The 20,610-nt window shown below is 60.7% G+C and carries 22 protein-coding genes; 13 read left to right on the top strand and 9 right to left on the bottom strand.

The features are described from left to right. Nucleotides 1-35 precede the first annotated feature (35 nt). From FHX06_RS25555 to FHX06_RS25545, 3 genes are all read left to right on the top strand, one after another. Complete coding sequence (locus FHX06_RS25555; protein WP_113209684.1) at nt 36-785, top strand: electron transfer flavoprotein subunit beta/FixA family protein; 750 nt, start codon at nt 36-38, stop codon at nt 783-785. Between the two features lie 23 nt (nt 786-808). Continuing rightward, complete coding sequence (locus tag FHX06_RS25550) at nt 809-1,738, top strand: electron transfer flavoprotein subunit alpha/FixB family protein (RefSeq protein WP_113209685.1); 930 nt, start codon at nt 809-811, stop codon at nt 1,736-1,738. 147 nt (nt 1,739-1,885) lie between these two features. Next, nucleotides 1,886-2,767 (top strand): 3-hydroxybutyryl-CoA dehydrogenase, encoded by an 882-nt coding sequence (locus FHX06_RS25545; protein ID WP_112970886.1) that lies wholly within the window; start codon nt 1,886-1,888, stop codon nt 2,765-2,767. Nucleotides 2,768-2,945: 178 nt separating this feature from the next. On the opposite strand, the gene tlpA is transcribed toward FHX06_RS25545, so the two are convergent. Then, entirely contained in the window at nt 2,946-3,608 is a 663-nt protein-coding gene (gene tlpA / locus FHX06_RS25540) for a thiol:disulfide interchange protein TlpA (RefSeq protein WP_113209834.1), read from the bottom strand. Between the two features lie 26 nt (nt 3,609-3,634). Here tlpA and argH point away from each other — a divergent pair, with 26 nt between their 5' ends. The 4 genes from argH (at nt 3,635) to FHX06_RS25520 (ending at nt 9,464) form a co-directional block, all read left to right on the top strand. Continuing rightward, a complete protein-coding gene (gene argH, locus FHX06_RS25535) occupies nt 3,635-5,038 on the top strand; it encodes an argininosuccinate lyase (protein WP_183881278.1) in 1,404 nt (467 codons plus the stop codon). Nucleotides 5,039-5,183: 145 nt separating this feature from the next. Next, entirely contained in the window at nt 5,184-5,378 is a 195-nt protein-coding gene (gene lptM / locus FHX06_RS25530; protein ID WP_112545531.1) for an LPS translocon maturation chaperone LptM, read from the top strand. Between the two features lie 12 nt (nt 5,379-5,390). Then, nucleotides 5,391-6,659: a diaminopimelate decarboxylase gene (lysA, locus tag FHX06_RS25525; RefSeq protein WP_113209687.1), complete on the top strand. Its 1,269-nt coding sequence runs from the start codon at nt 5,391-5,393 to the stop codon at nt 6,657-6,659. Between the two features lie 168 nt (nt 6,660-6,827). Then, nucleotides 6,828-9,464, top strand: a complete 2,637-nt coding sequence (locus tag FHX06_RS25520) for a TIGR02302 family protein (RefSeq protein ID WP_183881276.1) — start codon at nt 6,828-6,830, stop codon at nt 9,462-9,464. Nucleotides 9,465-9,521: 57 nt separating this feature from the next. Here FHX06_RS25520 and FHX06_RS25515 read toward each other — a convergent pair whose 3' ends face one another. From FHX06_RS25515 to FHX06_RS25505, 3 genes are all read right to left on the bottom strand, one after another. Beyond that, nucleotides 9,522-9,881: a response regulator gene (locus FHX06_RS25515; protein ID WP_112545534.1), complete on the bottom strand. Its 360-nt coding sequence runs from the start codon at nt 9,879-9,881 to the stop codon at nt 9,522-9,524. A 119-nt stretch (nt 9,882-10,000) separates the two neighbouring features. Then, the gene (hpt, locus tag FHX06_RS25510; RefSeq protein WP_112545535.1) at nt 10,001-10,543 is read right to left on the bottom strand and encodes a hypoxanthine phosphoribosyltransferase; all 543 of its coding nucleotides are present in this window, start codon (nt 10,541-10,543) and stop codon (nt 10,001-10,003) included. A gap of 109 nt (nt 10,544-10,652) precedes the next feature. Then, nucleotides 10,653-11,312, bottom strand: a complete 660-nt coding sequence (locus FHX06_RS25505; protein WP_183881274.1) for a hypothetical protein — start codon at nt 11,310-11,312, stop codon at nt 10,653-10,655. A 206-nt stretch (nt 11,313-11,518) separates the two neighbouring features. Here FHX06_RS25505 and ftsE point away from each other — a divergent pair, with 206 nt between their 5' ends. From ftsE to FHX06_RS25485, 4 genes are all read left to right on the top strand, one after another. Further along, complete coding sequence (ftsE, locus tag FHX06_RS25500; RefSeq protein ID WP_007825071.1) at nt 11,519-12,178, top strand: cell division ATP-binding protein FtsE; 660 nt, start codon at nt 11,519-11,521, stop codon at nt 12,176-12,178. Continuing rightward, complete coding sequence (locus tag FHX06_RS25495; protein ID WP_113208554.1) at nt 12,171-13,193, top strand: cell division protein FtsX; 1,023 nt, start codon at nt 12,171-12,173, stop codon at nt 13,191-13,193. Before ftsE ends, FHX06_RS25495 begins: the two co-directional genes overlap by 8 nt. Nucleotides 13,194-13,259: 66 nt before the next feature. Then, complete coding sequence (locus FHX06_RS25490; protein WP_112545538.1) at nt 13,260-13,973, top strand: YdcF family protein; 714 nt, start codon at nt 13,260-13,262, stop codon at nt 13,971-13,973. Between the two features lie 88 nt (nt 13,974-14,061). Beyond that, nucleotides 14,062-14,859, top strand: a complete 798-nt coding sequence (locus FHX06_RS25485) for a lysophospholipid acyltransferase family protein (RefSeq protein ID WP_112545539.1) — start codon at nt 14,062-14,064, stop codon at nt 14,857-14,859. Here FHX06_RS25485 and FHX06_RS25480 read toward each other — a convergent pair. Beyond that, a complete protein-coding gene (locus FHX06_RS25480; protein WP_113144851.1) occupies nt 14,856-15,389 on the bottom strand; it encodes a gamma-glutamylcyclotransferase in 534 nt (177 codons plus the stop codon). The two genes, FHX06_RS25485 and FHX06_RS25480, sit on opposite strands and share 4 nt — an antisense overlap. Before the next feature lie 49 nt (nt 15,390-15,438). Here FHX06_RS25480 and FHX06_RS25475 point away from each other — a divergent pair, with 49 nt between their 5' ends. After that, complete coding sequence (locus FHX06_RS25475; protein WP_183881272.1) at nt 15,439-16,455, top strand: DUF2125 domain-containing protein; 1,017 nt, start codon at nt 15,439-15,441, stop codon at nt 16,453-16,455. Here FHX06_RS25475 and FHX06_RS25470 read toward each other — a convergent pair. The 4 genes from FHX06_RS25470 to FHX06_RS25455 all read right to left on the bottom strand — a co-directional run bounded on the left by FHX06_RS25470 (nt 16,452) and on the right by FHX06_RS25455 (nt 19,771). Continuing rightward, on the bottom strand, nt 16,452-16,871 hold the full coding sequence (locus tag FHX06_RS25470) for a GNAT family N-acetyltransferase (RefSeq protein ID WP_113144853.1): 420 nt from the start codon (nt 16,869-16,871) through the stop codon (nt 16,452-16,454). The two genes, FHX06_RS25475 and FHX06_RS25470, sit on opposite strands and share 4 nt — an antisense overlap. Nucleotides 16,872-16,873: 2 nt before the next feature. Then, nucleotides 16,874-17,818, bottom strand: a complete 945-nt coding sequence (locus FHX06_RS25465) for a prephenate/arogenate dehydrogenase family protein (protein WP_312866594.1) — start codon at nt 17,816-17,818, stop codon at nt 16,874-16,876. Next, complete coding sequence (gene hisC / locus FHX06_RS25460) at nt 17,797-18,894, bottom strand: histidinol-phosphate transaminase (RefSeq protein ID WP_183881270.1); 1,098 nt, start codon at nt 18,892-18,894, stop codon at nt 17,797-17,799. Before hisC ends, FHX06_RS25465 begins: the two co-directional genes overlap by 22 nt. Nucleotides 18,895-18,994: 100 nt before the next feature. Continuing rightward, nucleotides 18,995-19,771, bottom strand: a complete 777-nt coding sequence (locus FHX06_RS25455; RefSeq protein ID WP_112545545.1) for a class I SAM-dependent methyltransferase — start codon at nt 19,769-19,771, stop codon at nt 18,995-18,997. A gap of 54 nt (nt 19,772-19,825) precedes the next feature. Here FHX06_RS25455 and gloB point away from each other — a divergent pair, with 54 nt between their 5' ends. After that, entirely contained in the window at nt 19,826-20,596 is a 771-nt protein-coding gene (gloB, locus tag FHX06_RS25450; protein WP_112545546.1) for a hydroxyacylglutathione hydrolase, read from the top strand. Nucleotides 20,597-20,610: the final 14 nt, after the last annotated feature.

Raw genomic sequence — 20,610 nt, 5'->3', positions numbered from 1 at the left:
GTTGAAGGCCCATCTCTGTTCGAAGGAAGGACCCCATGAAAATTCTCGTCCCAGTCAAGCGCGTTGTCGATTACAACGTGAAGATCCGCGTCAAGCCGGATGGATCGGGCGTCGACCTTGCCAACGTCAAGATGTCGATGAACCCGTTCGACGAGATTTCGGTCGAGGAGGCCCTTCGCCTGAAGGAAGCCGGCAAGACCGAGGAAGTGATCGTCGTCTCGATCGGCCCGGCCAAGGCCGAGGAAACGCTCCGCACCGCGCTCGCAATGGGCGCCGACCGCGCCATCCTCGTTGAAACCGATGACGCCGTCGAACCGCTCACCGTGGCAAAGATCCTCAAGGGTGTTGCCGACGCCGAAAAGCCGGGCTTGATCATCGTCGGCAAGCAGGCGATCGACGACGATTCCAACCAGACCGGCCAGATGCTGGCAGCCCTCCTCGGCTCCGCCCAGGCGACCTTCGCCTCCAAGATCGCGATCGAGGGCGACAATGCCACCGTTACCCGTGAGATCGACGGCGGCCTGCAGACGATCAAGGTCAAGCTACCCGCGGTCGTCACGACCGACCTGCGCTTGAACGAGCCGCGTTACGCCACCCTGCCGAACATCATGAAGGCGAAGAAGAAGCCCCTCGATAAGAAGAGCCCGGCCGATTTCGGTATTTCCACCGCTCCACGCCTCAAGGTGCTGAAGACGGAAGAGCCGTCCGGCCGCAAGGCGGGCGTCAAGGTGAAGTCGGTCGCCGAGCTTGTCGACAAGCTCAAGAACGAAGCCGGCGTCCTCTAAGGTTCGAGAAAGGAATTACGACCATGGCCATTCTTCTTCTGGCTGACCACGACAACGCAACCCTTTCCGACCAGACCGCCAAGGCCCTGACGGCTGCCGCACAGATTGGCGGAGACATCCACGTTCTCGTCGCCGGCAAGGGCGCAAAGGCCGCCGCCGACGCGGCTGCCACGCTATCTGGCGTCTCCAAGGTGCTGCTCGCCGAAAGCGATGAACTCGCCAACAATCTTGCTGAGCCGCTTGGCGACCTGATCGTCTCTCTGGCCGGGAGCTACGACACGATCGTCGCCGCGGCGACCTCCACCGGCAAGAATGTCATGCCGCGCGTCGCCGCTCTCCTCGATGTCGCCCAGGTCTCCGAAATCATCGAAGTGGTTTCGCCGGATACCTTCAAGCGCCCGATCTATGCCGGCAACGCGATCCAGACGGTGCAGGCGACCGACGCCAAGAAGGTCATCACCGTGCGCACCGCTTCCTTCGCCTCCGCCTCCGAGGGCGGCGCGGCCGCCGTCGAAGCAATCCCCGCCGTCTCCGATCCGGGCCTTTCGAACTTCGTGTCCGACGCGCTCTCGGCCTCCGAACGTCCGGAACTGACCTCCGCCAAGATCATCATCTCCGGTGGCCGCGCGCTCGGTTCCGCCGAGAAGTTCAAGGAAGTCATCCTGCCGGTCGCCGACAAGCTCGGTGCAGCCGTCGGCGCCTCGCGTGCCGCCGTCGACGCCGGTTACGCCCCGAACGACTGGCAGGTCGGCCAGACCGGCAAGGTCGTCGCCCCGCAGCTCTACATTGCTTGCGGCATATCGGGCGCCATCCAGCATCTCGCCGGCATGAAGGATTCGAAGGTCATTGTCGCGATCAACAAGGACGAAGAGGCCCCGATCTTCCAGATCGCCGACTATGGACTTGTCGCCGATCTCTTCGACGTCCTGCCGGAGCTCGAAAAAGCCCTCTGATCGGTCAGATTGCCTTCTTTTCGCACTTGCGAATGACTGGAAAATTGTCTTCTATCGGTCTACTACTTTTGCCGGGCGATCTTTCGTCCGGCAATTTCATATAAAAATACCGGCGGCGCGGGGGTGTATGCCGGGCGGGGGTTGGAGATGAGCGCGGTGTTGAAGAATATTGGTATCATTGGTGCGGGCCAGATGGGCTGCGGCATCGCGCATGTTTCGGCCGCCGCAGGATACAAGGTTCATATCTACGATCTGTCGCAAGACCGTATCGAGTCCGGCCTTGCCACCATCAACGGCAATTTTGCGCGTCAGGTGACGAACGGCAAGATGACCGATGAAGAGCGCAGCACAGCGCTTTCCCATATTACCGGCTCGGCCAATGTCAACGATCTCGCCCCCTCTGATCTCGTGATCGAGGCGGCAACCGAAGATGAAAGCGTCAAGCGCAAGATCTATACTCAGGTCTGTCCGGTACTGAAGCCGGAAGCGATCCTTGCCACCAACACCTCCTCGCTGTCGATCACGCGTCTTGCAGCCGCGACCGACCGTCCCGAGCGCTTCATGGGCATCCACTTCATGAACCCGGTTCCGGTCATGAAGCTCGTGGAACTGGTGCGCGGCATCGCGACTGAGGAAACAACCTTTTCCGCCGCCAGGGAATTCGTCGCATCGCTGGAAAAGACCGTTACGGTCGCCGAGGATTTCCCGGCCTTCATCGTCAACCGCATTCTGCTGCCGATGATCAATGAAGCGATCTATACGCTCTACGAAGGCGTCGGCACGGTCGATGCCATCGATACCGCCATGAAGCTCGGCGCCAACCATCCGATGGGACCGTTGCAGCTTGCCGATTTCATCGGCCTCGATACCTGCCTTTCAATCATGCAGGTGCTGCACGACGGCCTCGCCGACAGCAAATACCGCCCGTGCCCGCTTCTGGTGAAATATGTCGAGGCCGGCTGGCTCGGCCGCAAATCCGGCCGCGGCTTCTATGACTATCGCGGCGAAACCCCGGTTCCGACCCGATAAGTCCCTGATCACTAAAATAGGCGAATGGAACAAAGGCTCGCGACATGCTTTCCTGCCGTGAATGGGAGGAAAAAACATGTCGAGCGAATTGCCGATGTTTCTGCTGCAGTGCTGCGTCCTGATCGGACTGGCAGGTGTGTTCCTTATCCGCGGCGCCGGTGACCCCTGAGCCGCGTCCTTACGACCCGATCGCCCCCTTGATCAGCGCCTTGGCATCGTCGCTATCCCATGCGGCCGGACCGTTCATGGCCGAGATCAGGCAACCCTTTTCGTCGAGCAGCAGCGTGACCGGAAGACCGAAGGCAAGTCCTTCCTTTTTCAGGCTATTGAAGACGCCGATCGTATTGTCCCGGTAAAGCTGCAGCGCATCGACACCGATTTCGCTCAGGAACGCCTTCGGCTTCTCATCGTCACCACTATCGATATTGACAGGCACGACCTGGAACTTGTCGCTGCCCATATCCTTCTCCAGCGCGTTCAGTGCCGGCATCTCCTCGCGGCAGGGCACGCACCATGTGGCCCAGAGATTGAGAAGCACGGTCTTGCCGGCGAAATGATCGAGCGTCATCGGCTTGCCGTCAGGGCCGTTGAACGCGACTGTCTGAAGTTTTTTCGGCTGGTTGGCGGCGACCATGGCGGCAACCTGGCCTTTCATGAGGGAGCTCAGGTTGGCACTGCGCTCCTTCGTCAGCGGGCACTCGGCCGAAGCCGTATCGCCGACGCCATTGCCAATGCCCGTCTCCTTCACGTATACCGCTGCCGCACCGGCAACGATGCCAGCAAGGGCAGCGATTGCGATCAGTTTCACGGACGGCAGGCCGAAGGGTTTTTTCGTCGTCATTTCATTCTCCAGGACGGGCATCTTCCATGGCCGAGGACAAGACGGACACCAAATCCTCCAACCAGATGTGGGGCGGACGTTTCGCCTCCGGCCCCGATGCGATCATGGAGGAGATAAATGCCTCGATCGGTTTCGACAAGAAGCTGTTTGCCCAGGACATCCGCGGATCGATCGCCCACGCCACGATGCTCGCCCATCAGGGCATTATTTCCGGCGACGATAAGGACAAGATCGTTCACGGGCTAAACACGATCCTGTCAGAAATCGAAAGCGGCAATTTCGAATTCTCCCGCCAGCTCGAAGACATTCACATGAACGTCGAGGCCCGGCTTGCGACCCTGATTGGCCCGGCCGCCGGCCGCCTTCACACGGCCCGTTCGCGCAATGACCAGGTAGCGCTCGACTTTCGCCTCTGGGTGAAGGAAGAACTGCAAAAAACCGAGGCCATGCTGACCGATTTGATCGCAGCCTTCCTCGATCGCGCCGAGGAACATGCAGACAGCGTCATGCCTGGTTTCACACATTTGCAGACAGCCCAGCCGGTGACCTTCGGCCACCATTGCATGGCCTATGTGGAAATGTTCGGCCGCGACCGCTCGCGTGTTCGCCACGCAATCGAACATCTCGACGAAAGCCCGATCGGTGCGGCAGCGCTCGCCGGCACCGGCTATGCGATCGACCGCCACATGACGGCCAAGGCTCTCGGTTTCCGTGAGCCGACCCGCAACTCGATCGACACCGTTTCCGACCGTGATTTTGCTATCGAGTTCCTGGCGATTGCCGCAATCTGCGCCGTGCATCTGTCGCGTCTTGCAGAAGAGATCGTCATCTGGTCGACGCCGCAATTCGGCTTCGTGCGTCTCTCCGACGCCTTCTCCACCGGCTCCTCGATCATGCCGCAGAAGAAGAACCCGGATGCGGCCGAGCTGGTGCGTGCCAAGACCGGCCGCATCAATGGCTCGCTGATCGCCCTGCTGACGATCATGAAGGGCCTGCCGCTCGCCTATTCCAAGGACATGCAGGAAGACAAGGAACAGGTCTTCGACGCAGCCGAGAGCCTGGAACTTGCGATTGCCGCCATGACTGGCATGGTGCGCGACCTCACGATCAATACAGCCCGCATGAAGGCGGCCGCCGGTTCCGGCTACTCGACCGCAACCGATCTTGCCGACTGGCTGGTGCGCGAGGCGGGCCTTCCCTTCCGCGATGCTCACCACGTCACCGGCCGCGCCGTCGCCCTTGCCGAAAGCAGGGGCTGCGATCTGTCGGAGCTTCCGCTCGCCGATCTGCAGGGGATCAATTCTGCCATTACCGACAAGGTCTATGACGTGCTGACGGTCGAAGCTTCGGTCGCCAGTCGCAAGAGTTTTGGCGGCACCGCACCTTCGGAAGTCAGGAAGCAGATCGCCTATTGGCGCGCGCGCAATTAAGGCATTTCCAGGCGAAATGGAGAACGGTCTCCCGCTCGGAAACACGCACTGGACAAAGCGTCAACAATCGGGGTGCACAAGGCTGTCAAACTTCGCTATGAAGATGCCAGTCAGTGCCCGCCCAGTGTCCGATACGAGGATATCCATGCAGACCAGCTTGCCGCATTTCATCCGACTTACGGTGGTTTTTGCCGTCATCGGCCTCGCCGTTGCCGGGTGTGGTCGCAAGGGTGACCTCGATCCGCCGAGCGCAAACGCGACAAAGGGCGGCGATGTTTCCAAACCGACGCAACGGCCAGGCTCCGTCGACAAGCCCTTTATTCTCGATCCCCTTCTCTAAGGCCGGACTCCAGTGAACCATTTTCAGTATCGCGACGGCATTCTCTACGCCGAGAACGTTCCCGTTCCCGAGATCGCCAAAGCGGTCGGTACGCCCTTCTACGTCTATTCGACTGCAACGCTCGAGCGCCATTACCGCGTCTTCGCCGACGCCTTCGGCGATGTCGATTCCATGGTCTGCTACGCAATGAAGGCCAATTCTAACCAGGCCGTGCTGAAAACGCTCGGCCGGCTCGGTGCCGGCATTGACGTGGTTTCTGAGGGCGAACTGCGCCGCGCGCTTGCCGCGGGAATTCCCGCCAACCGCATCATGTTCTCCGGCGTCGGCAAGACACCGAATGAGATGGACTACGCACTCGAAGCCGGTATCTACTGCTTCAACGTCGAATCCGAACCGGAACTCGAAGTTCTCAACCAGCGTGCCGTGCGCGCCGGCAAGAAGGCGCCTGTTTCCTTCCGCATCAATCCGGATGTCGACGCCCGTACCCATGCGAAGATTTCGACAGGCAAGAAGGAAAACAAGTTCGGCATCTCCTGGGAGCGCGCCCGCACGATCTATGCTCGCGCCGCCAGCCTGCCCGGGATCGAGGTTACCGGCATCGACATGCATATCGGCAGCCAGATCACTGAGCTGCAGCCCTTCGACGATGCGTTCAAGCTGTTGCACGATCTGGTCGACACGTTGCGCGCCGATGGTCACGATATCCATCACGTCGATATCGGCGGCGGTCTCGGCATCCCCTATAAGGACGACAACAACCCGCCACCCTCGCCGGAAGCCTATGCCGCTGTCGTCAAGAACCAGCTTCGCTCTCTGAACTGCAAGATCGTCACTGAGCCGGGCCGCCTGCTCGTCGGCAATGCCGGTATCCTCGTCACCGAGGTCATCTATTTGAAGGACGGCGGCGAAAAGACTTTCGTGGTCGTTGACGGCGCGATGAACGACCTCATCCGCCCGACACTCTACGAGGCCTATCACGAGATCCGCCCCGTGGTGATTTCGGCTGCCAACGCGCCGCGCATCCGGGCCGATGTTGTCGGCCCCGTCTGCGAGACCGGCGATTACCTCGCGCTCGACCGCGAAATGGCGACCCCGAAGCCGGGCGACCTCCTGGCCATCGGCACGGCCGGCGCTTACGGCGCAGTCCAGGCGGGCACCTATAATAGCCGCCTTCTCGTGCCTGAAGTTCTGGTCAAGGGCGACGAATTCCATGTGATTCGCCCCCGCCGCACCTATTCGGAGCTGATCAGTCTCGATTCCGTCCCGGCCTGGCTGGACTAAAGGTCGCAATCACTTTTTGGCGACCGCACGTGAAAAACCGGTATTGAAGGGCCCTCGCCCTCGCCTTCGCCACAAAGAGTGTTATCCTTTTCTTTCGTGAGCGTATTGCCCAGCAATCGCCGGAAGCGCCCTCTGTTCCCTGAACGCCAGATCGCGGAGACCGGATTGATGACAAGCCCCGCAAGGCAGAAGAAAGGCGCATTCGCGCTTCAACCCTCTCTTGCGCGGCTTGTGGCAGCAAAACGTTTCCTCGCGCGGATCGTGCTTCTTGCCGAGCAGGTTCTTCCGCTGCTGGTACCCGCCCTTTCCGTTGTGGCGATTTATCTCTCGGTCTCCTGGTTCGGCTTCTTCCGCATCGTACCCGATTGGCTGCGCATCCTCTTCCTGACCGTCTTTGCTGCAGGCTTCCTCGTTTCCCTCCTGCCGTTCCGCAATCTTCGCTGGCCCCGCGTTGTCGACGCCGACCGCATGCTGGAAGAGCGCAATGGCCTGCCGCATCAGCCGGTCATGGTGCAGGAGGATGAGCCCGCCTTCGACACACCCTTCTCCCGCGCCCTGTGGCGTGAACACCAGACGCGCATGGCGCGGAAGATCGCGACATTGGACGCCGGTCTGCCGCGACCCGATATCGCGCGGTACGACCGCTTCGCACTGCGCGCCATTCCGGCACTGCTTGTCGTCACAGCATTCGGTTATTCGCTGTCGATCAACGGCGGTTCCGTCGCCGATGCATTTGAGCCTGCGCCCGCACAGGTTACGAGCAATCCGGCCGTGCGTATCGACGCCTGGGTGACCCCACCTTCCTATACCGGCCGCGCGCCGATCTATCTGACGGCCGATGGCAGTGAACAGACACCGATCGGCGTTCCGCAGTTTTCCAGCCTGACGGTGCGTGTCAGCGGCGGTCAATCGGACGAGAAGGTGCTGTTCAGGAAGGCCAACGGCGAAAGCCACGAAATTGCTGTTCAGGAAGACACCCGGCCGCAACCGGCCGCAAATCCCAATACCGAACAGCCCTCGGGCGGTGCGCCGGTCGCACCTCAACTGATGGCGCAGACGCACATCATGAAGCTCGAGGAAAACGGCGCACTGCAAGCGAACGGCCGCACCTGGAATTTCGACGTGCTGCCCGACAAGGCCCCGGAAATCGCCTTCGACGGCATGCCGCGCCGCGCCGTCAATGGTGCTCTGGAGATCGGCTTTACGGTGAAGGACGATTACGGCGTGCAAGAGGCTCATGCCGAGATCGTGCCGGTCGAATCCGACCCGGCCGCAACGCCGCTCTATCCGCTGCCGGAATTCCGGCTGGACATTCCTCGCCGCAATGCGCGTGACGGCAAGGGCCTGACGAGCAAGAACCTGACCGAGCATCCGCTGGCCGGCAAACGCGTACGCATCATGCTCGTCGCCAAGGACGCCGCCGGACAGACGGGTCGCAGCCCGCCCTATGAAATGATCATGCCGTCGCGCCCCTTCAGCGAGCCGCTGGCTGCAGCCGTCGCCGAAGAGCGCCAGACGTTTGCTCTCGATACTCGCAAGATGAAGGAAGCAATCGCGCTCAACGAAGCCCTGACGATCCGGCCCGAGGAGACGATCCCGAACACCACCCATTTCCTGCTGATCGAGTCCGCGCTGACCCGCATGAAAATCGCCAAAGGTGATGAGCAGCTCAAGGATACCGCCCAATATCTCTGGGACATCGCCCTCGGTATCGAGGAAGGGGATCTTTCGCTGGCCGAACGGCGGTTGCGCGACGCCCAGCAGAACCTTGCCGATGCACTGAACCGCAATGCTCCTGATGCCGAAATCAAGAAGCTGATGGATGAACTGCGCAAGGCGATGCAGGACTACATGAACGAGCTCGCCCAGCGCCTGCAGAACATGCCGATGCAGCCGAACCAGAATGCCCAGAATTTCCTGCGCCAGCAGGATCTGCAGCGCATGATGGACCAGATCGAAAACCTGGCGCGCTCCGGCAATCGTGATGCCGCCCAGCAGATGCTGTCAGAACTGCAGCGACTGATGAACAATCTGCAGACAGCCCGCCCGCAACGCGGCCAGCAGCAGGAAAACAGCCAGCTGACGCAGCAGATGGACAAGCTCGGCAAGATCCTGCGCGACCAGCAGAAGCTGATGGACGAGACGTTCCGTCTCGACCAGCAGCTTCGCGACCGCATGCAGCGCGGTGACCCCAACATGGACGACATGATGCCGGGCGAGGAAGGCCAGCAGCAACAGCAGCAGGGCCAGCAGGAGCAGCAGCAAGGCCAGCAGCCCGGTGACCAGATGACGGCCGAGCAGCTGCGTGACGCATTGAAGCAGTTGCGCTCCCAGCAGGATGCGCTTGGCAAGCAGTTGCAGGAACTGCAGAAGAGCCTCAGCGATATGGGTATGAAGCCTGGCGAAGGCTTCGGTCAGGCGCAGCGGGAAATGGAAGGCGCCGGCCGCGACCTCGGCCAGGGCAACGGCAGCAGCGCTGTGGAAGGCCAGGGACGGGCTCTAGAAGCCCTGCGGCAGGGCGCGCGTGACATGATGAGCCAGATGATGCAGGCACAGCAGGGTCAGCAAGGACAACAGGGGCCCAACGGCCAGCTCGGCCAGGGCAACCAGAACGGCCGCGATCCGCTCGGCCGCCCGCGCCAGACCGATCTCGGCCCCGATATGAACAACGACGTGAAGATACCCGACGAGATCGACGTCCAGCGTGCCCGGGAGATTCTCGACGCCATCCGCGAAAAGCTCGGGAACAATCCGACCCAGGCGATCGAGCGTCAATATCTCGAGCGGCTGCTGGATATTCAGTGATGCTGAGAGGAGTGAGGGTGGTTGGCGTGCCTTTTGGGCACGCCGCGCCGCAAGATGTTATGCGACCAGGGCGCGCGCCACGGCCTTGCGGATGTCAGGCAAGGCGAACGGTTTCGGCACGACATCGATAATTTTTTCAGCCAGATCGTCAGCGCGTTCGCGCTGTTCGGCATAACCCGTCATCAGCAGGATTTTCAGCGCCGGAAAGGCATCCTTCGCCTGATGCGCCAGTTCGATGCCGTCCATGACCGGCATACGGATATCGGAAAGCAGCAGGTCGTAGCTGCCGCCCTTCAGCTTTTCCAGCCCTTCCGCCCCATCGGCGGCTTCATCGGTCTCATGACCGTCGAGGCGTAGTGCCCGGGCTACGAAAGTACGAAGGGAATCCTCGTCTTCCGTGATCAGAATTTTTGCCATCTGTGCATTGCTCCGTCGTCATGCCCCGCGACGGAGATCGCATGCGGTTCCTTTTCGATCGGTAAACATGTCAGGCCGATCGACGGAATGGTTAACAAGCCGTCTTGAAGCAGGACGGCTTATGCGTCACCGGTAACCACGCCGACGAAGGGCAGCTCGCGGAAGGCATAGGCGACATCCATGCCGTAGCCGACCACGAAATAGTCGGGGCATTCGAAGCCGACATAGTCCGCTTCCAGTTCTTCCTTGCGCTTCACGCGCTTGTCGAGCAGCACGGCGATCGTCACGTTGCGCGCACCGCGCTCATAGAGCAGCTCTTTGGCAAACCGCAGCGTACGGCCGGATTCAAGAATGTCGTCGATCAGCAGGACATCGCGGTCCTTCACGTCGCTGTCGATATCCTTGACGATGCGCACGCCCTGCGAAACCGTGCCCGCGCCATAGCTCGAAAGCGTGATGAATTCGACCTCGGGAGCAAGGCCGGTATCATGCAGGGCGCGCAGCAGATCGGCCGCAAAAATGAAGGAACCCTTGAGCACGGCGATGACCAGCAGGTCCTTGGTCGGACCGGCTGCGATATCCTGCGCCAGGGAATGATTGCGCTCGGCGATCTGCTCGGCAGTGAAGAGCGGTTCGATGTTTTTTCCGCGCACGACAGGCATAAAGGCTTGCTCCGTAAAATGAAGGGTAAGCCGTTAGCACATTAATCCCGGCGAAACACCCCGCAGAAGCACGTTTTCCCGTCGATCAACTCAAAAACGCCCCTGGCGCTCAGGGCATGAAGGAAAGCCGCAGATCCGGCACCTTTCCGCCGACATGCTGCACACGGGCTGAAAAGCCACGGCTCTGACCTGCATAAATGGCATCGGCCGGTGGCTCGATGACAATACTGGCGGTCAATCTGTCGTCGGTGACGAGATCAGCGCGGATCGGCTTGACCTGCTGCGTCACGCCGCTGTCGTTCTCGATGATGCCATTGATCAGCAGGATGCGCATGCCATTGGCGTCGCGTGGGGTAATCGTCACATGCGAGAAGTGGAGCGCAGCAGCCGGCGGCCCTCCACTTTCCGAAAGAAACGAAAATCCACCGGCAAGTCCGAACACCAGCACGAAGAGCGAGGCGACCAATGCAGCAAAGCCCTGCAGCGACGCCTGTTGTAGCCAGACCTCAATGTTGCGCACGACCGCGGTGACGGTAGAACGCGGCATTGGAGGTTGGTCCCTGGGCGGGGCGCTGCGACGGGGATTGTGGGTCGTATCGCGGGCATTGCCGGACCCACCTTGCTGCCGTGCTTTGCCGACAACAACGAACTCGGCATCGGCAACGTCATCTCTGCGCGGCATGCGCCGAGGCTGGCGAATAACCGGATCCGGCGGCAGAAAATCATAGGTCTGGCCGGCGGCCTGTCTTCTGAAGTAGGATGCTTCCATGGTGGCGACCTCTCGGATGTCCACATGGTTTCGCTGCCCAAGACAATCTTGGCATTGAAACGAATCCAGCCCAGTCGTAAATTTCAATGGTTAATGCTTCGCAAAGATCGCCATCAAACGGGCGTCTTTCCGGCAAAATTTACCCGCTGTTAACGGTGTTGGTTAACAAGTCATGCGGCGAAACCACGAAAGACTGAGCTGCCCCGTTGATCCACTTCGAGAATGTCGGTTTGCGATATGGTATGGGCCCGGAAATCCTCCGGGACCTGACTTTCGACATCCCGAAAAAGTCCTTCCAGTTTCTGACTGGCCCGTCCGGCGCCGGCAAGACCACGCTCCTGCGCCTGCTCTTCATGTCGCTGCAGCCGACCCGCGGCCTGATCCGCATGTTCGGGCGCGACATATCCGAGATCCCGCGGCCCGAGCTGCCGCTGCTGCGCCGCCGGGTCGGCATCGTCTTTCAGGATTTCCGCCTTCTCGACCATCTGACGACCTATGAGAATGTGGCCCTGCCGCTACGCGTGCGCGGCAAGGATGAGAGCACCTACAAGACCGATGTGCTGGAACTTTTGAAATGGGTCGGCCTCGGCGAACGCATCAACGTGTTGCCACCAGTGCTCTCGGGCGGTGAGAAGCAGCGCGCAGCAATCGCCCGCGCACTGATGGACCGGCCGGAAGTGCTGCTTGCCGACGAACCGACCGGCAATGTCGATCCGCCGATGGCCAAGCGCCTGCTGAACCTCTTCATGGAGCTCAATCGCCTAGGCACCGCGGTGGTGATTGCCACTCACGATCTCTCGCTGATGGACCAGGTGGAAGCCCGCCGCATGATCCTCTCGGAAGGGCATCTCGATATTTATGACTAAACCGCCCACCAGGACCCGCGCAAAGGCGCCCGCCGCTGCCCCTGCCCAGCAGCCCAAGCGGCCGGAGATGCGCGTGCGCCCCACGGCACCGATCCTGCCGCCATCGAACATCCAGGGCAATGCACTGATGGTTGTCATCGCCATCATGGCATTCCTTGCCTGCCTGACACTCGGTGGCGTCAGCATGGTCCGTTCGACTGCAGCAAGCTGGGAAAGCCAGATCTCCCGCGAAGTCACCATCCAGATCAAGCCCGACGATAACTTGGACATGGAAAAGGCCCTCGTTCAGGCCCGCGATATCGCGCTCACCTTCGTTGGCACGAAGAGCGGTCAGATCGTCGATGAAGCCGCCACTGCTCGCCTTCTGGAGCCGTGGCTCGGCAGCGGTCTGGACATCAAGGAACTTCCCGTGCCGCGTCTGGTGATCATCACCATCGACGAGAGCCATCCACCCGACTTTGCGGCGATGCGCGACCTTCTGAAGGAAAGTATCCCGCAAGCCTTCCTTGATGACCACCGTACCTGGGTCGACCGGCTGGTTGCCATGGCTCGCACGACGGTCATGATCGGCACCGGCATTCTGCTGCTCGTTTTCGCCGCCATGGTACTGACGGTGGTCTTTGCCACGCGCGGCGTACTCTCCGGCAATCGCCACATCGTCGAAGTCCTGCATTTCGTCGGTGCCGAGAGCTCGTTCGTCGCGACGGAATTCCAGAAGCATTTCCTGAAAATCAGCCTCAAGGGTTCGGCAATCGGCAGTGCGCTGGCCGCCCTCTTTTTTGCCGGCGCCGGCTTCTTGCAGAGCAGGACGATCGCCACGCCGGAGACCGATCAGGCAACGGCCCTCTTCGGCACTTTTTCGGTCGGTGCCCTCGGCTATCTCGGCATCTTGGCGACGATGATCGTGATTGCGTTGCTCACGACGTTGACGGCGCGGCTCACTGTCATGCGCACGATCTATGAAATCGATACATTGCGTTCCGATCCGACGCGCGCGGACGGCATCGTGAATTAGTCGCAGCATGCCGATTTGCCATGAAAGCGTCTGTTCTGCGCCGCAATCAGCGTATAATCACGACTCATGACGATGGGCCATACGACACGCAATCCGATTCGCCCGGACCCGGAGATTGAACGCCCCGAGAGCGTCTCGGCGCGGCGTAGCCCGATCCGTCGCGTCTTGCGTTGGACGGGCTTTTCCTGCGTGTTGATTGCTGCGCTGATCTTCGGCGGTTTTTTGCGTTTTGCCGATTCGGTGACGACCCTGAAGCCACCTGCCGAGCCGCGGGCGGACGCGATCATCGTGCTGACCGGGGGCTACCAGCGTATCGATCAAGCCGTCGAGCTCCTGCAGAAAGGTGCGGGCAAGCGGTTGCTGATCTCGGGCGCGCATCCCTCCACCACGCCAGCGCAGATCCGCAGGATGACCCAAGGCTCTGCCGATCTCTTTTCCTGCTGTGTCGACATAGGCTACGACGCGCTCGATACGATCGGCAATGCTGAGGAGGCGTCGAACTGGATTCATGCCAGGGGCTATAAGAGCATCCTCGTCGTCACCAACAACTACCACATGCCGCGCAGCCTCGCCGAACTCGCCTATGTCGATCCCGACACCCAATTCATCGCCTATCCTGTCGTCAATTCCGATCTGAAGACGCGCGATTGGTTCACTGACCCGAACGCCTTGCGCGTCATGCTGGCCGAATATGCCAAGGTCCTGTTGGCCGGTGCACGCAACATTGTCGGCCTGCGCCATACGGGCCTGCGTTCCGCCAGCCTGGCGGGCCAAAGCTGAGACTTTTGCGCGCTCAGGCAATCAGACGCTTTTTCCGACGGGCAATATCGTGTAGGCCGGTCCCGTGACCGTGCCTCGGGAAAGTTTCATGATCGCCCTGCGTTCCGTTCTGTTCAACACGATCTTCTATGCAAACCTCATCCTGCGGATGATCGTGCTCTCCCCGATCTACTTCATCATTCCGCGCAAGCTCGCCTACAGCGTTCCCAAGAACTGGGCGCGCTCGAACCACTGGCTGATGCGGGTGATCGTGGGAACGACCTTCGAGATCGAGGGCATCGAGAACCTGCCCCATGGCAGCTACATCATTTCGCCGAAGCATCAGTCCTTCTGGGATACATATGCGCTGCTGCCCAACCTCGACGATCCGGTCTACATCCTCAAGCGCGAACTCATGTGGATCCCGCTCTTCGGCTGGTACGCCAAGAAGCAGCGAATGATCCCGGTCGACCGCGGCGCCCGCGGCAAGGTGATGGTCGAGGTCCTGAAACGCACCAAGGAAGAGCTTGCCACCGGCCGCCAGCTCATCATCTACCCTGAGGGCACACGCCGCCCGCCAGGTGCCGAGCCGCTGTACAAATACGGCATCGCCCGCATGTACCGCGACCTGCAGCTGCCGGTCGTACCCATCGTGATGCATCCCGGTCTGTTCTGGCCGCGCCGCAGCACCATGCGCTATCCCGGTCACTTCAAGGTACAGATCCTGCCGCCCATCATGCCCGGCATGGATCCTGACGCTTTCTTCGCCCATCTGATCGACGTGACGGAAAGCGCCAGCGATCAGCTCCTGATCGATACGGTCGAACGCAACCCGCATGTGCCGTTGCCGCCGACAGCGGCAGAACGGCTGGCCGAGTTGCGCAAGGCAAAAGCGGTCACGGCTTAAGCTGCAGCCCGCAGCCGCGTGACTTCCTCTGCGACCTGCTCCAGCCACTGGTCGCGAATGCCCATCTCCTTGAGATGCGCGAGCGTGTTGAAGACATAGGCATCGTTCGGCCCCGACTGGCCGACCGAGACGTTGACGACACGTGCCGCAGCGAATGCGTCGAGTGCGCCGGCATATTGCTCATGGGCGCGATCGACCACATAGGCGACAGCGCGCGCGCTACGGCCATCCGGAAGCTGCAGCGGCAGATGCCGTTCGAGATAGACATTGGTGACGAGTTCGCGGGCGCGCAGGTAGTCGATCACTTCATCCCACTTATCCGGCGCCACGCGAAAAGCCATGCCGCGGCAGGCGCCGCCTCTGTCGAGGCCGAGAACGAGACCGGGGTTTTCCCGGCTGCCGCGATGTACGAAGGAGCGGACGCAAAGAGAGCGCCGATAGCCGTAAACCAGGGCTTGCGATCGCTCGACGAATTCGAAGCCCGGATTCCACATCAACGAGCCGTAGCCAAATACCCAAAATTCGTCCATATCGCACGCCAGATCAAATCAGATTTCGCTCTCACCATTGGAGAACATCATGGCAGCGTCAAGCCAATCCGGCAGCGGCCAATATAACAGCGGTAAGAAATTCTGGTTGCTGGGCGGCGCTATCCTTCTGGTGATCGCTCTCTATACGGGCGGCTGGTTCTATGCAGCCTCTGCGCTGAAACAGACCGTGCTGAGCGCGATTGCTCCCCGCGCAGACACCGGCGTCAGCGGCGAGTGCTCCGATATCGAATTCCGCGGCTTTCCTTTCCGCATCGGGCTTTTCTGCTCCAAGGTGGATGTGGACGACAACGTCAACGGCATCTCGGCCACCTTCGGCGCGCTTCGTTCTGCTGCCCAGGTCTATGCCCCCGGCCATATCGTCTGGGAACTCGACTCGCCGGCTGAAATCCGCACCGCGCAGGGCCTGACCATCAATGCCCAATGGGACAATCTGCAATCGAGCCTCGTCACCAAGGCGCAGGGCATCGACCGCACCTCGACCGTTATCAACGGGCTCAAGGCCGTCACCATCTCGTCCTTTACCGGACAGACCGTCAATTTCGATGCCGCCCGCACCGAAATCCACCTTCGGCAGAACGGAGCGGATCTTGACGGCGCGATCTCGGTCGAAAACGCCAATGCGATCCTCAAGGACTGGCCGCAGATCTTCCCGAAGTTCTCCGCCAGCGCCGACCTGACGCTGATTGGAAGGGCCGGCATGATCGACGGCACTGACGAACAAGGCATCCACGGCTCTCAGGGCCAACTCCGCCGCATCGTCGCCGACATCGGCGATGGCAAGGTGATGACCGTCTCCGGCCCCTTCACCTTCGACGAGAACGGCTTCCTGTCAGGCAAGTTCAAGCTGGAGATCGAACAGCTCGGTCCCTGGGGTAAGACCATCAAAGAGGCCTTCCCCGATATCGCCTCGACGGTCGATACCGCAACCAAGCTGTTGAAGGCGCTTGCCGGCGGAGGCGACAAGGTGTCGGTCGATCTCGTCGTCGATCACGGAAATGCGACGGTGAGCGGCTTTATCCCTCTCGGCAAGATCCCACCGGTTTAATCGAGCTTCTTGAGAAAGAAGACCTCGGGCACCAGCTGAATGCCGGGCAGTTCGATCGACCCGGTTTCAGAAAAGCCATTACGGCGATGCCAATCCTGCGGACGGCTTTCATCGCACTCGCTCGAGGTCATCAAAAGGCGCGCGCCGCTGTCGCGCATTTCCTTTTCCCAGATGAGAAACAGCGCCGTGCCGACGCCGGACCGGCGATGGCCATCCAGAACGCGGATCATCTCCATATAGGGGATCCTGCCCCAGAAGCGGGAGAAGCGCAGGAAGCCGACGATCTCGCCCTCTTCGCGGGCAATCAAATATTCGCCGAGGTCGATGCAACGCGAAACCCAGGTTTCGCCAACGCGATGATCCTCGCGAAGCAGCCACTCCTTGTCCGACTGGCCAGCCTTGGCGATCTCCACCATGACTATTTCTTTTCCAGCGGGTGCGGGCGACCGAAGTCCGGCGCATCCACATCCTGGCCTGCCTGGACGATCGAGCGGCGGATCGCGCGGGTGCGAGTAAACAATTCGAAAATCTTGTCGCCCTCACCCCAGCGGATCGCCCGCTGCAGATAGGCGAGGTCTTCCGAGAATCGCGCCAGCATTTCCAGGATCGCGTCGCGATTATGCAGGCAGACATCGCGCCACATCGTCGGGTCGGATGCGGCAAGTCGGGTAAAATCGCGAAAGCCGGAGGCGGAATATTTGATGACTTCCGATTCCGTCACCGTCTCCAGATCGTCGGCCGTGCCAACGATATTGTAGGCTATGAGATGCGGGAGATGCGAGACGATGGCGAGCACCTTGTCGTGATGCTGGGCGTCCATTTCGTCTACTCGGGAGCCAAGTGTTTCCCAGAAATTGCGCAGCGTCTTCAGCGCTGTCGGATCAGTTCCTTCGAGCGGCGTCAGGATGCACCAGCGCCCTTCGAAAAGGCCCGGAAATCCGGCATCCGGACCGGACTTTTCCGTACCGGCAATCGGATGACCAGCAATGAAATGCACGTGGTCAGGCATATGCGGCTGCATCTGCGCGATAACAGACGCCTTGGTCGAGCCGACATCTGTGACGATGGCGCCGCGCTTCAGCGTGCCGGCAATTTCCTTCGCCACACTTTCGGAGGCACCGACCGGCACCGAAACGATGACGAGATCGGCATCCTTGACCGCTTCGGCCGAGGAGGTCGTATAGCGGTTTCCAAGACCAAGCTCCTCGGCCCGCTTCAGCGTCTCTGCACTGCGCGTGGCGACGACCACTTCCTTGGCCAAGCCCAGACGCTTGATGTCATGGGCGAGCGAAGAGCCGATCAGGCCGATGCCGATGAGGGTGATGCGATCAAACTGCACAGTCATGCCTTGCGTCCCATGAATTCGCCAAGTGCTTCGATGACGCCGCGATTGGCCTCTTCCGGACCGACGCTCATGCGCAGCGCATTGGCGAAGCCATAGCCGCGCACCGCACGCAGAATATAACCGCGGCTGGTCAGGAATTCATCGGCATCCGCTGCGCGCCTTCCATCCACATCGGGAAAATGGATGAGAACGAAATTGGTCACCGAGGGCGTAACCTTGAGGCCGAGCGCCTGAAATGCATCCGTCAGCTTCTCGATCCACATCCGGTTGAAGGACACGGCCTCCTGAATGAAAGCCTGGTCGCGGATCGCCGCGGCCCCCGCCGCAATGGCCGGAGCATTCATGTTGAACGGCCCACGCACGCGGTCCAGTGCATCGACGATCGCAGCCGGCGCGTACATCCAGCCGATACGCAAGGAAGCAAGGCCATAAGCCTTCGAGAACGTGCGGGTCATCACGACATTGGCATTCGAGGAAACGACCTCGATACCGGATTCGTAATCGTTGCGACGGACATATTCCGCATAGGCCGCATCGAGCACGAGCATGACATGCTGCGGCAGCCCAGCCTGCAGGCGGCGGATTTCGCTGACCGGGACATAGGTTCCGGTCGGATTGCCAGGATTGGCAATGAAGACGATCTTCGTCCTCTCGGTCACCGCCGCAAGGATCGCATCGACATCGACCGTATGATCCTTTTCCTTGACCACGACAGGCGTCGCTCCCGCCGCCATGGTCTGGATCTTGTAGATCAGGAAACCGTGTTCGGTGACGATGCTCTCGTCGCCGGAGCCGAGATAGACATGGCAGAGCAGCGCAAGCAGCTCATCGGAGCCGTTGCCGCACAGAATATTTGCCGGGTTGAGGCCATGCACTGAAGCAATCGCCTCGCGCAGCTCACGAGCCTGTCCATCTGGATAACGCTCAAGATTGCCTGCGGCTGCCTTGAATGCCTCGATTGCCTTGGGGCTCGCGCCGAGCGGCGTCTCGTTGGAGGAGAGCTTGTAGACGCGGGCGACACCCGGCGCATGTTCCTTGCCCGGCACGTAGGCAGCGATATCAAGAATACCGGGACGCGGAACGGGTTTGCTCATCTCAACGCTCATGGATCGACCTTCGAAATCGCCGGAAAGCCGGCGAAAGACTCGAGTGGCATTAAAGCGGAATGGCGTTTTTGTCGAGTACTGCGGTGTGCTAGCGGCTGCGCGTCGTCGGCACGCCGTGCGGCGCGAGCACCGGCACGAAGACACGTCGGGACGCGCGGGCAGCAACCGGCAGGCCCTGATAAAGCCGCTTCTGTGCCTCGACGATAATGACACCGGAAAAAGCCGGCCAGAGTGCGCGGCCGATCCGCTCGAAACCGCGGCGCAGGCGCAAGACGGCACGCAGTTTCGACGGTGGAAAGAACAGAGCCTCGGCCGTGGCGCCTGGCGTGAAATTGGTCTCGCGCAGCAGATGGGTCAGCTGACCGCGCGAATAGGGCCGGCCCGAACCGAAAGGCGTATGTTCCATCCGTGCCCAGACACCGCGCCGGTTCGGCACGACGATAACGAGGCGTCCGCCGGGCGCCAGCACCCGCCAGAGCTCTTTCAGGGTCTCGCGCGGACTTTCCGCAAATTCTAGCGAATGCACCATCAGCACGCGATCGATCGAAGAATCCGGCAGCGGCAACTCCTCGTCGAAGATCAGCGCAGTGGAGGAGAGCGAGCCGACAGGCCAGTTCACCGCCCCCTGCCCGGCCGGCATGAAGGCGAAGGTGCGTTCCGTATCGGCCTGGAACCGGTCGAGGAAGGGCACGGAATAACCGATGCCCACAAGCCGCTCCTGCGGCAGCCGGACCCACAGCGATGATAGCGCCATGGCAATCGACTGCTCGGCCATGCGCCCAAGCTCGGAATGATAGAATTGGCGAAGATCGACGATATCGGCGTGCATTATCTCAAATGTTATCAATGACCGGTTGGACTTCAAGGCCGGAACCTCTACATTCCCGGTCAGTTCGAGGGATAAGGGACTATTTGAGCGATGAAACCTTTGGAATTAGATGTTTTTCTCTGCCGCAGCGACAATTTCGGTGTTCTGATCCATGACACGGAGACTGGGCAGACCGCTTCGATCGACGCGCCCGATGCGGCAGCTGTCGAAGCCGCTGCTGCGCGCCGCGGCTGGAACATCACCCATATCTTCACGACCCACCACCACATCGACCATGTGGAAGGCAATCTGGCGCTGAAAGAACAATACGGCCTTGAGATCATCGGCCCGATCAACGAGGCTGTAGCCATTCCCGGCCTCGACAAGACGATGGGCGACGGCGACAGCTTCCTCTTTGGCGACCACACGGTCAATGTCATCGAAACGCCCGGCCACACGGCAGGCCATATCTGTTACCACTTCCCCGACGACAAGCTGCTCTTCGCAGCCGATACGCTCTTTGCGCTCGGCTGCGGCCGCTTGTTCGAACGGCCGGCCGCCGACATGTGGCACTCACTGCAGAAGCTTGCCGTCCTTCCGGATGAGACCACCGTCTATTTCGGCCACGAATATACGCTCTCGAACGCCCGTTTTGCGGTAACCATCGACCCTGACAACGAGCGCCTGAAGAGCCGCGCCGCAGAAATCGAAGCGCTGCGGGCCGAAGGCAAGTTCACCATTCCGACGACGCTGGGGCTCGAAAAGGAAACCAACCCCTTCCTGCGCGCCGCCGATCCTGCCATCCGCCGCAATCTGCTGATGGAAGGAAAGACCAACGAAGAGGTCTTCGCCGAAATCCGCAAGCGCAAGGACAATTTCTAGGACATGGCTGGCAC

The sequence above is a fragment of the Rhizobium sp. BK512 genome, assembly GCF_014194915.1.
In the GTDB taxonomy this organism is placed as follows: Bacteria; Pseudomonadota; Alphaproteobacteria; order Rhizobiales; family Rhizobiaceae; genus Rhizobium.
Note: the sequence above shows the minus strand (reverse complement) of the source record. Positions and strands in the feature narration are given on the sequence as shown.

What these genes read in the sequence shown, in the direction of transcription:
- FHX06_RS25550 (WP_113209685.1), top strand. Translation starts at nt 809, where the DNA reads ATGGCCATTCTTCTTCTGGCTGACCACGACAACGCAACCCTTTCCGAC.
- argH (WP_183881278.1), top strand. Translation starts at nt 3,635, where the DNA reads ATGGCCGAGGACAAGACGGACACCAAATCCTCCAACCAGATGTGGGGC.
- FHX06_RS25475 (WP_183881272.1), top strand. Translation starts at nt 15,439, where the DNA reads ATGGCAGCGTCAAGCCAATCCGGCAGCGGCCAATATAACAGCGGTAAG.
- lptM (WP_112545531.1), top strand. Translation starts at nt 5,184, where the DNA reads ATGCAGACCAGCTTGCCGCATTTCATCCGACTTACGGTGGTTTTTGCC.
- FHX06_RS25495 (WP_113208554.1), top strand. Translation starts at nt 12,171, where the DNA reads ATGACTAAACCGCCCACCAGGACCCGCGCAAAGGCGCCCGCCGCTGCC.
- FHX06_RS25490 (WP_112545538.1), top strand. Translation starts at nt 13,260, where the DNA reads ATGACGATGGGCCATACGACACGCAATCCGATTCGCCCGGACCCGGAG.
- gloB (WP_112545546.1), top strand. Translation starts at nt 19,826, where the DNA reads ATGAAACCTTTGGAATTAGATGTTTTTCTCTGCCGCAGCGACAATTTC.
- FHX06_RS25485 (WP_112545539.1), top strand. Translation starts at nt 14,062, where the DNA reads ATGATCGCCCTGCGTTCCGTTCTGTTCAACACGATCTTCTATGCAAAC.
- FHX06_RS25480 (WP_113144851.1), bottom strand. Translation starts at nt 15,389, where the DNA reads ATGGACGAATTTTGGGTATTTGGCTACGGCTCGTTGATGTGGAATCCG.
- FHX06_RS25470 (WP_113144853.1), bottom strand. Translation starts at nt 16,871, where the DNA reads ATGGTGGAGATCGCCAAGGCTGGCCAGTCGGACAAGGAGTGGCTGCTT.
- hisC (WP_183881270.1), bottom strand. Translation starts at nt 18,894, where the DNA reads ATGAGCAAACCCGTTCCGCGTCCCGGTATTCTTGATATCGCTGCCTAC.
- FHX06_RS25505 (WP_183881274.1), bottom strand. Translation starts at nt 11,312, where the DNA reads ATGGAAGCATCCTACTTCAGAAGACAGGCCGCCGGCCAGACCTATGAT.
- FHX06_RS25515 (WP_112545534.1), bottom strand. Translation starts at nt 9,881, where the DNA reads ATGGCAAAAATTCTGATCACGGAAGACGAGGATTCCCTTCGTACTTTC.
- tlpA (WP_113209834.1), bottom strand. Translation starts at nt 3,608, where the DNA reads ATGACGACGAAAAAACCCTTCGGCCTGCCGTCCGTGAAACTGATCGCA.
- FHX06_RS25520 (WP_183881276.1), top strand. Translation starts at nt 6,828, where the DNA reads ATGACAAGCCCCGCAAGGCAGAAGAAAGGCGCATTCGCGCTTCAACCC.
- FHX06_RS25545 (WP_112970886.1), top strand. Translation starts at nt 1,886, where the DNA reads ATGAGCGCGGTGTTGAAGAATATTGGTATCATTGGTGCGGGCCAGATG.
- FHX06_RS25555 (WP_113209684.1), top strand. Translation starts at nt 36, where the DNA reads ATGAAAATTCTCGTCCCAGTCAAGCGCGTTGTCGATTACAACGTGAAG.
- hpt (WP_112545535.1), bottom strand. Translation starts at nt 10,543, where the DNA reads ATGCCTGTCGTGCGCGGAAAAAACATCGAACCGCTCTTCACTGCCGAG.